The following is a 9,748-nucleotide window of genomic DNA, read 5'->3' as shown; positions in this document are numbered from 1 at the left end:
CCGCCGGCGGCGGTCTTTTTCAGTTTCAATTAAGCTTCTTCCGGAGCGTCATGAACGGGAGCTTCTACGAGGCTGAAGGAGATTCTTCTGCGTCCTTCATCAATGTTGATGATGCGGACTTTCAGATCGTCGCCTACCTGGCAGATATCGCCCGGTTTCTTGTTGTGGTCATCGGTCATTTCGTTGATGTGGAGCAGGCCGGTCAGTCCGTCTTCGAGTTCAACGATTACGCCGAATTCAAGGATCTTAACGACTTTAGCGTCTACTACATCATCGATCTGATGATCATGTACAGCGGTTTCCCATGGGTTCGGGAGGCAGTCTTTGTGTGTGAAGGAGATTCTCTGTTTTTCACGATCGAAGGATTTGATCTTGACATCAATGACCTGATCTGGTTTGAGAACGTCTTCTACTTTGCCAATCTTCTTCCAGGAAATATCGGAGATGTGGAGCAGTCCTTCCACGCCGTTGATTCCGATGAATGCGCCGTATGGCATGATCTTCTTAACGGTGCCCTGCAGAACGGTGCCGTTCTGGTAAGCTTCTTCGATTTCGTCCATTTCTGTATTTCTCTGGTCTTCCAGTACAGCTTTGCGGGAAAGAACCAGTCTGTTCTTTGTGCGGTCTACTTCGAGAATCTTAGCCGGGAACTTCTGTCCAACAAGACCCTGCAGGGAATGTACGAAACGCAGATCCCCCTGGGACAGCGGAATGAAACCGCGCAGAGACTTAATCTGAACGAGCAGTCCGACTTTAATTGCTTCAATGCCTTCGCATTCAACAGGTTCGCCCTTCTGGAATGCTTCTTCAACGACATCCCAGTCAGCCAGACGGTCTACTTTAATCTTAGACACATAAATCGTGCTGTCTTCCTTAACTCCGCTTACTACCTGAACACGGAGTGTATCTCCGACTTTCAGCACATCCTTGAGGGATGCCGGTGCCGGGTAGGAATATTCATGAGCCTGAAGCACAGCTTCGGTCTTGTAGCCAAAGGAGATGTAAGCTTTGTCATCGAGAACTTCGATAACCTTACCCTCAACTACGCTGCCTTTGTGTACATCCAGGTTCATTTCCTCCTGATCCAGCATTTCCTTCATGTTTTCCATAATACAAACTACCTCCTCTATGATCCAGTCCGGTGTGGATGCACCGGCGGTGATGCCAATCTTGTCCTGACTGCGGAACCATTCTGGTTTTAGCTCTTCAGCCGTTTCAATGTGATGCGTTACGGCGCCTTCACTGCGGCAGACTTCTGCCAATCGTCCGGTATTTGCGCTGTTGCGCCCGCCTATGACGATCATCACATCTACTTTCCGCGCCAGCTCACGCGCTGCCTGCTGTCTCTGCATCGTTGCGTCACAAATGGATTTGTTGACGTGTACCACGGGTACCTTCTGTTTGATGGCAGTGATCAGCCTGTCAGCAAGAGCAACCGAAAACGTAGTCTGTATGACTATGTGGGCTTCCTGCATTGGCGGGAGTGCGTCTACATCCTCCATCGTTTCCACCATGTAAGAATGTCCCACCGCCCATTCAGCCACGCTTTTCATTTCCGGGTGCTTCTTTTCACCGATGAGTACAACCTGCTTTCCGTCCGCAACAAGCTGCCTTGTGATTTCCTGATTGCGTTTGACGTATGGACAGGTTGCGTCCATTAGGGCTAGATTTTTGCACTTAAGTGTATTATAACACGAAGGGCCCACTCCGTGCGAGCGAATTATAACAATCTCATCTTTGACTTCATCCAGTTCATTAACCGCAGGAACGCCTGCTTCGGCTAGTCTTCCGACTACCTGCGGATTATGGATAATAGGGCCGTACGTTACGGCTTTTACTCCGTCTTTTGCGGCTTTTTCAGCAATTTTCATTGCCCTTTTGACGCCGTAGCAGAATCCCATGACATCAGCTCTATAAATTTCCATATGCTTTTTCTTCATTCCTCGCTTTCGCTATAGATTGAAATCGATGTTATGTATAAAAAAGTTCGATATGATTAATGACCAAAATTAATGTTTCTGGAATCTTGCCTTGTATTCTTCGGCCATAGTTAGAATTTCTTTTTTGACCAGTTCATTCAGGGCTTCGATTTTTTCTTCTGTTGCCTTTTCCTTTTTGACCGGGATCGGTTTCCCGATGAGGACAGCCGGATGCGCACTCCATTTCGGCATATGCATGGATCCGACAATGGCTACCGGAAGAATGGGCGTCCCTGTCATCAGAGCCAGAGAAGCCATGCCTGAATGGAACTTGCCAAGGCCTTCTCTTCTGATACGGGTGCCTTCTGGAAATATGCCAAGCGGATAACCATCCTTCAAAACTTTGACAGCCTGGCGGATGGCAGCCCTGTCCGTCACGCCGCGGCGGACCGGAAAAGTACCGAGCTGGCGGATGACCCAGCCGAAAACAGGATTCTTGAAAAGTTCTTCCTTGGCCATGAAGTGCACGATACGCGTCTTGAAAGCTACGCCTATCATCGGCGGATCCCAGTAGCTCTTATGATTGGGCGCTACAATGATGGCGCCTTTTTCCGGCACGTTTTCCCTGCCTTCCACATGGAGGCGGAATACGATGAAGAAAAAGAAATCGAGTATAGCCCTTACAATTTTGTATCCCATTTGAATACCGCCTGCTTACGCATCAAATCCGGGAAATTTTTCCCTGCAGATGCTGATGATGGCATCTGCGGTCTCTTCGAGTGTCAGATCCCCGTTATCAAGAAGAACGGCATCGTCGGCCTGGCGGAGAGGAGAAACAGCTCTGTGGCTGTCCTGATAATCTCTCTTTTCGATATCTTCCTCAATGCCTTCCGGTGTTACATCCTGTCCGGCAGCAGCAAGCTCCATGCAGCGGCGGATGGCTCTTGTATGAGCAGAAGCCGTCAGGAAAATCTTCACATCGGCATTGGGAAGGACTGTCGTTCCTATATCTCTTCCATCAAGGACAATTCCGCCCTTTTCTGCCTGCTTTCTCTGGATCTTGACCATGGCTCTTCTGACGCCTGCCATGGCAGACACCCAGGAAACATGGGCAGAAACGTCAGCTGTCCTTAAGAAAGGCGTTACATCTTCCCCATCGACAAAGACAAGCATGGCATCCTTGTCAGGTTTCACTTCCATATCAATCTTATTGATCATGAGGACGATTTCTATTTCATCAAAAATCCCTTTGCTGAGGACTTCGTATGTGACAGCCCTGTACATGGCGCCGGTATCAAGATAGGCATACCCGAGCCTTGCTGCCAGAATTTTGGAGACAGAACTCTTGCCTGCACCTGCAGGTCCGTCGATCGCAATAGATAATTTACGCATTTTCCAGACTCCTTACTGCGGAAAGCGCCGCCAGATGCCCTGTGGAGAAAGCAGCCTGCAGATTGTAGCCGCCAGTAAATGCATGGACATCAAGCACTTCGCCCGCCATATATAATTTTTTAACCACTTTGGATTCCATCGTGGACGGATTGATTTCCTTGACGGAAACGCCCCCTGCCGTAACGATGGCTTCCGAAATCGGACGCGTCCCCGTCACGGTGAGCGGCATGGCTTTCATCGTTTTGACAAGCGCAATTCTCTGCGCCTTCTTGAGATCGCTGACAGTAAGGTCTCTTTCGATGCCGGCAAGGGAAAGGATGACGTCGATCATCCTGTGCGGCATCAGATCCTGGAGAGCGCCTGCCATCTGTTTCAGATGGTACGTTTCCAGATCGCGAAGGACTCGCTTGTCGAGTACGTCTTCCGTCAGGGCCGGTTTCAGGTCGATGGATGCCTTGATCTCATGGCCCTGTGACAGCCAGAGCGATGCCTTGTCGGAAAGCATCAGGACGATCGGGCCGCTTACGCCGAAATGCGTGAAAAGCATCTCGCCGAATTCGCTGGCCTTCCTTCTTCCGCCTGCATCAATGGAAAAGGATACATTCTTCAGGGAAAGTCCCTGAAGTTCCTTGCCGTAGGATTCCTTGCAGACAAGAGGAATCAGCGCAGGGCGGATTGCCGTGACCTTGTGGCCAAGCTCTCTTGCCATGCGGTAGCCGTCGCCGGTCGAGCCGGTGCGCGGATAAGAGGAGCCGCCCGTACAGAGGATAACGGCACCGGCGCCATAGCTTCCCTTGTCAGTCACGATTCCGGATACTTCCCCGTCCTTTGTCAGGATGCGGGTGACAGATTCATCCAGATGGAGCTCTACCTTCTTCTTTCTTAAAAGGTCCATGAAAAGATGACGGACTTCCTGCGCATCATCGCTTGCTGGAAATACTCTTCCGCCGCGTTCCACTTTCGTCTTGAGGCCCCAGCCGTGAAGCAGGTCCAGAAGGTCTTCATTATTGAATTTTTCATAAGCGCTGTACAGGAACTTGCCGTTTCCGGGTGTCTTTGCAATGAAGTCCATGATCGGCGCGCTGTTTGTCAGATTGCAGCGCCCTTTTCCCGTGATGCCCATCTTGAGGCCCACTTTGGACATTTTCTCAAAGAGCTTGACAGAAGCTCCCTCGTCAGCTGCGGTCACAGCCGCCAGAAGGCCGGCTACGCCGCCCCCTATGATGCAGATTGTCTTATTTCCCGAGCTCATATAACTTCTGCACCTCCTCATTCGTCAGACGGCGGTAGCTTCCTCTGGAAAGCCCGTCCAGCGTCAGGAATGCATACTTGACACGTTTCAGTTCAAATACCGGATAATGGTAAGCTGCCATCATCTTTCTGATTTCGCGGTTCTTTCCTTCATGAAGCGTCATGCGGACCTGCGTTTTGTTCTTTTCCTTGTCATAACCGATGACTTCGATTTCGCAGGGCGCTGTCACACCGGTATCGATGCGGACGCCTTTGGACATTTTTTCCGCCAGTTTCGGGGAATACCTGCCCCTGACGGTGACTTCGTACACCTTCTTCACTTCATGCTTTGGATGCGTCAGGATATTGTCGAGTTCTCCGTCATTGGTCATGATAAGGAGACCTTCCGAATGATAATCGAGACGGCCTACAGGGAATATTCTTTCCCTGATGTTCCTGAAGTAATCCATGACCGTCCTTCTTCCTTCCGGATCAGACACCGAAGTAATGACGCCGTCCGGCTTGTAAAAGAGGAACCAGCGCTTCTTCTCCGGCTTTACAGTCTCGCCAAGCGCCTCGATCCTGTCAGAGAACGGATCGGCTTCCGACCCGAGTTCTTTGACAACTTTGCCGTTGACGCGCACCTTGCCGGAAACGATCAGCTCTTCTGCCTTGCGGCGGGAGCAAATACCGGCGCGTGCTAAAATTTTCTGTAAGCGTTCTTTCAAAATAATTCTCCTTCATCCAGCTTCCCGGACCATCTTGTCCGAAGTTCGCTGATATCACTAAGACCCGTACACTGCAGGAACCGTTTTGTCGTGCCGTATAAAATAGGTCTTCCGGGCACATCCAGACGCCCTCGTTCTTCGATCAGTCCCTTTTCAAGGAGTCCTGCCAGGACTCTTCCTGCAGAAACTCCGCGGATTTTCTCGATTTCTGTGCGGGTGACCGGTTCCTTGAATGCTACGACAGCCAGCGTTTCAAGCGCAGAAGAGGAAAGCGGGCTCTGTTTCCCCAGAAGGGAGGAGAGCCATTCGTCATACATCTTCTTCGTCGTAAGTGACCAGCCCGCTCCCGTATGATGGAGCGTAATGCCTGAATCAGGCTTGTCGTATTTTTCCTGAAGCACATGAAGTGCTTCCTCTATTTTCAATGAGTCTTCTTCCAGCGCCTCTGCCATTTCCTTCAGGGAGACGGGATCTCCCTTGGCAAAAAGAAATGCTTCCAAAAGGCCGGCCATACGGTCAAGACTGCTCATTGTATTCCCCCTTCAATGACAAGACCTTTAGCGGTATCCCTGAGTCTGGCTTTGCCAAGGCGCATCAGCTCCAAAAGAGCCATCAGCGTCACAGCCAGCCGCAGCCTTGTCTTCTGTTTTGCAAAATAAGAACGAAATTCCACTTTCCCCTGTCTTTTCAGCGTGCTTCCCAGCGTTTCAATCTCCGCTTCAAGGGAAACCTCTTCCGGAGGCACCCAGCGTTCCTCCTCTTCATGAATCGCATCATAAAGGGCAAAGAAAGCGGCCTGCAGCCGGGCAACAGGAATACTACCGGTAAACGCAGCGTTCCTGACATCTTCCGGCTCCTTCCCATGGTAGGGGCGTTCCTCTTCCATGAGTTCGGAAATACGCCTTCTCACTTCCTTGATCATCTGGAACGTTTCCAGAGACCTTGCCAGTTCCCCGCGGGGATCTTCCTGCTCACTCTCATCTCCCGTTTCCTCCTGCCTTCTCTTTGGAAGGAGCACTCTGGATTTGATAAGAAGCAGTGTGGATGCCATGGCAAAGAAACTGCTCCCAAGCTCCAGGTCGAATTCACTGGCTGCATTGAGGTAGTCCAGGTACTGGCTGGTAATGCTCTGAATCGGTATATCATGGATATCAATTCGATTCTTCGTAACCAGATGGAGAAGCAGATCCATCGGTCCCTCAAAAACAGGGATATTCACTTGATATTCCGTATTGACCGAATCAGCCATCCTGTCAGGACCTCCCATTTTTCATCTCGTCTTATCATTACATATTAACATAAGAATAAGATATTATACAAGAAAACGGACATCCGCGCCACAACAGCTTTTCATATTGTATAATAAACCATTAGACAGGAGGCACCATGGAAAATAAAGAACATACACTTACGGAAAATGAGCTTAAAAAGCTTCCTCCGTTCACGCAGTCTCTTCTATCCCATGCCCTGCATGAAAGAGACGACTTTGATACGCCGGGCCATCACAGCGGCGCTTTTTATGAAATGACAGAAGAAGGAAATATATTTACAAAAGGCCTTGGAAAAAATGCATTCCTCGCCGATATCTCTGATTCCTCTTCCCTTATAGGAGATCCTTTCTCCCATGAGGGCGTATCCGGAATGGCTGAAGAAATGGCCGCCCGCACCTGGCAGAGCGACCTTTGCCGCTTCGTCCTGGGAGGGACATCCACGTCAAACCGGATCTGTGCCTCTGCCCTTCTTTCTGAGAATGATCTCGTCCTCTTTGACAGGAACAACCATAAATCCACGTATCAGGGCGCCCTCATCCAGGCAGGTGCAAGAGCAGTATACCTGGGATCGGAAAGAAACGGGGAAGGCGTCATAGATACGCTTGACCCTGCCTTCCTTGATTCGGATTTCCTCAGGAAAAAGGCGGCAGCCATCGATCCTTCCCTTGCCCAAAAGGAGCGGCCTTTCCGCCTTGCCTGCCTGCAGCTTACCACATACGACGGGCTTTTCCTCAATGCAAAAATGATACTGGAAAAGCTGGGCCCGCTCTGTGACTACATTCTTTTCGACGGCGCATGGGCAGGATATGAAAATTTCATCCCGCTTTTGAAAGACAGTGCTGTCCTGACGTTTCCCCTTGGGCCCGAGGACCCCGGAATCCTTGTCACGCAGTCCGTCCACAAGCAGCTTGCAGGATTTTCCCAGACGTCCCAGATCCACAAGAAAGACAGCCATATCAAAGGCGAGAAGCGCTGCCTTCCCGATGATATTTTGGACAGCGCTTTCCTCATGAATATATCGACTTCCCCCTACTATCCTCTTTTTGCAGGGCTTGAAATGAATGCGCTCATTCACAGGAAGTATGGAAAAGAGCTATGGGAAGAAGCCTTCCGCTTCTCCATCCATTTAAGGAAAAAGCTTCTCAAAAACCTCCGCTTCATCCGCCCCTTCCTACCCCCGATCGTCCATGGAAGGAAATGGGAAGAAGCAGATGATAAGGAAATCATGAATGATCCTGCTTTCTTCTCTATTTCCAAAGACTACGCGTGGCATGGATTCTCTCACGCAGAAGACGGACTTTCGATGATCGATCCCTGCAAGATCCTTCTGACAAGCGGATCCCTGAAGGAATACAAGGAAGGAATCCCTGCGCCTCTTATTTCCATGTACCTTGAATCCAAAGGCATCACGCCGGAGAAGTCCGATTTCTGCACAATTCTCTTTCTTGCCGAGCCAGGCGACAAGGAAGGAAAGGCAAAGAGATTGGTTTCTGCCCTGGCCGATCTGGAAAAGGCCTTCGAGGAAAACAGGCCGGTTTCTGAAATCCTTCCGGAATGTTCTTCCCTTCCGGAAGAAGACATCCGGGACCTTTCTTCCCGCTTCTTCCATTTCCTTCATGAAAAAAATGTTTTTTCTCTCCTCAATACCCTCTTTTCCTCTGAGCATTTCCCGGATGCGCCAATGACAGGCAGGAAAGCCAATCAATTATGGCTCTCAGGAAAAGGCGAAAAATGCCCGCTTGCAGAGGCCGAAGGAAGAACTGCCCTTGAAGCCGTCCTTCCCTATCCTCCGGGCATCTGCCTTCTGGCGGCCGGAGAAACATGGACAAAGGACATCCTTTCCTACTTCCTCTTCCTCGAGGAATACGGCAGGGAATTCCCCTCCTTCATGCCTGAAGTCGTCGGTCTTCACAAGCAGGATGGAAAGCCTTATGTATGGGTATTATCCAAAGACAGGGGATGAATATCCATGGATTTTCCCCTAAACTGAAAGGAACAGGGAAAATACGCTCTATACAGAGAAATTTCATTGACAGATAAGCAGAAACAAATTATAATATAAAAGCTGTTTCGAATATGCAGCTAATTTTTTAGAGAGGTGACTCACACAATGGCAACTAACAGAAATCTCCGTTTTAAGACCAGCAGACGTTTCGGCGTAAACATTTACGGCCATCCGAAAGCGTTAAAACGGCAGGTAGCTGAAACCCGTCAGAAAAAACAGTCTGAATACGGCGTTCAGCTCGCAGAAAAACAGAAGGTTAAAGCGATGTACAACCTGCTTGAAAAGCAGTTCTACCGCTATTATGATAAAGCAAGGAGAATGTCCGGCGTCGTAGGCGAAAACCTGCTGTTCCTGTTGGAAACAAGACTGGACAACCTTGTATACCGTGCAGGCTTTGCACGTTCCATCCGTCAGGCTCGTCAGATGGTAACCCATGGACTGATCAACGTTGACGGCAAGAGAGTTGATATCCCGTCCTATCCGGTACGTGCCGGCCAGGTTATCTCCCTCCGCGAAGCTTACAGAGCTAACGAAATGTTCAAGCAGTCCTTCCAGGAACTGAAGCCCTTCGATCTTCCATACATCGAAAAGAGCTTCGACAACTGGACAGCTACTCTGACCAGATTCCCGCAGAGAGATGAACTTCCGTACAAAGACGAAGTCAACGAAACCAACATCGTCGAACTGTACTCCAAGTAATTCGTTTTTCAGCGGACTATGGACATACAAAAGAGGAAATGCTTTTCGCAAAGCATTTCCTCTTTTTTCATGCTTTCCTGACCCCTTTTGATGCGGCCCCATGGGCACCTCTTCGCCTGATGACCATATCCCGGATAAGCATCTGAGAGGGCAGGGTTATCATAGATTCCTCCCGATATGTGGTTTCCCGTCTTTGAAGAAATTGATTTGCCCGGGCTCCCCGGGGTTTGGAATCTCCACTTGTGGTCCGGCCCCTCATTCTTCCGGTTTCCTTCCAGATTTCTTCATGAGAAAGTCCCCCTTTCCATGGATTCGGCTTTCTGCAGGCAGCTTACCATGGCGGCAGCGGCGTGTGGCACGCCGGGACTCCGAACGATTTACTGCCGTCAGGGAGAGCTGACCTATGCCCCAAGAATCCCTGCAGATAAACAAAGAAATACGACCGTACCGGTATCAATTGCGATTATAAGGGCCGGGCATAAAGCCGTTCATCGCAGGGGGGCA

10 protein-coding genes are annotated in these 9,748 nt (G+C 49.9%); 3 read left to right on the top strand and 7 right to left on the bottom strand.

What is annotated here, in order from left to right; all coding sequences use genetic code 11:
* Window positions 1–29: 29 nt before the first annotated feature.
* The 7 genes from M3200_RS01435 to M3200_RS01405 form a co-directional block, all read right to left on the bottom strand.
* The gene (locus tag M3200_RS01435) at window positions 30–1,925 is read right to left on the bottom strand and encodes a bifunctional 4-hydroxy-3-methylbut-2-enyl diphosphate reductase/30S ribosomal protein S1 (protein WP_022381758.1); all 1,896 of its coding nucleotides are present in this window, start codon (window positions 1,923–1,925) and stop codon (window positions 30–32) included.
* A gap of 84 nt (window positions 1,926–2,009) precedes the next feature.
* Window positions 2,010–2,618 (bottom strand): lysophospholipid acyltransferase family protein, encoded by a 609-nt coding sequence (locus M3200_RS01430; RefSeq protein ID WP_022381757.1) that lies wholly within the window; start codon window positions 2,616–2,618, stop codon window positions 2,010–2,012.
* A gap of 15 nt (window positions 2,619–2,633) precedes the next feature.
* On the bottom strand, window positions 2,634–3,311 hold the full coding sequence (cmk, locus tag M3200_RS01425; RefSeq protein ID WP_022381756.1) for a (d)CMP kinase: 678 nt from the start codon (window positions 3,309–3,311) through the stop codon (window positions 2,634–2,636).
* Window positions 3,304–4,563 carry a BaiN/RdsA family NAD(P)/FAD-dependent oxidoreductase gene (locus M3200_RS01420; RefSeq protein ID WP_022381755.1) on the bottom strand — a complete coding sequence of 420 codons (1,260 nt, stop codon included), beginning with the start codon at window positions 4,561–4,563 and terminating at the stop codon, window positions 3,304–3,306. Before M3200_RS01420 ends, cmk begins: the two co-directional genes overlap by 8 nt.
* Window positions 4,547–5,269, bottom strand: a complete 723-nt coding sequence (locus M3200_RS01415) for a pseudouridine synthase (protein ID WP_022381754.1) — start codon at window positions 5,267–5,269, stop codon at window positions 4,547–4,549. Before M3200_RS01415 ends, M3200_RS01420 begins: the two co-directional genes overlap by 17 nt.
* Complete coding sequence (gene scpB, locus M3200_RS01410; protein WP_022381753.1) at window positions 5,266–5,799, bottom strand: SMC-Scp complex subunit ScpB; 534 nt, start codon at window positions 5,797–5,799, stop codon at window positions 5,266–5,268. The genes M3200_RS01415 and scpB overlap by 4 nt, the downstream gene beginning before the upstream one ends.
* Entirely contained in the window at window positions 5,796–6,518 is a 723-nt protein-coding gene (locus tag M3200_RS01405; protein WP_022381752.1) for a segregation and condensation protein A, read from the bottom strand. Before M3200_RS01405 ends, scpB begins: the two co-directional genes overlap by 4 nt.
* Window positions 6,519–6,655: 137 nt before the next feature.
* On the opposite strand from M3200_RS01405, the gene M3200_RS01400 reads away from it, so the two are divergent.
* The 3 genes from M3200_RS01400 to M3200_RS01390 all read left to right on the top strand — a co-directional run.
* Complete coding sequence (locus tag M3200_RS01400) at window positions 6,656–8,503, top strand: Orn/Lys/Arg family decarboxylase (protein WP_022381751.1); 1,848 nt, start codon at window positions 6,656–6,658, stop codon at window positions 8,501–8,503.
* A 147-nt stretch (window positions 8,504–8,650) separates the two neighbouring features.
* Complete coding sequence (rpsD, locus tag M3200_RS01395) at window positions 8,651–9,244, top strand: 30S ribosomal protein S4 (RefSeq protein ID WP_022381750.1); 594 nt, start codon at window positions 8,651–8,653, stop codon at window positions 9,242–9,244.
* Between the two features lie 306 nt (window positions 9,245–9,550).
* Window positions 9,551–9,748: hypothetical protein (locus tag M3200_RS01390; protein ID WP_288178071.1), on the top strand; the 198-nt coding region annotated here is incomplete at its 3' end.

The sequence above is a fragment of the Dialister sp. CAG:357 genome, assembly GCF_000435155.1.
Taxonomy (GTDB): domain Bacteria; phylum Bacillota; class Negativicutes; order Veillonellales; family Dialisteraceae; genus Dialister; species Dialister hominis.
Note: the sequence above shows the minus strand (reverse complement) of the source record. Positions and strands in the feature narration are given on the sequence as shown.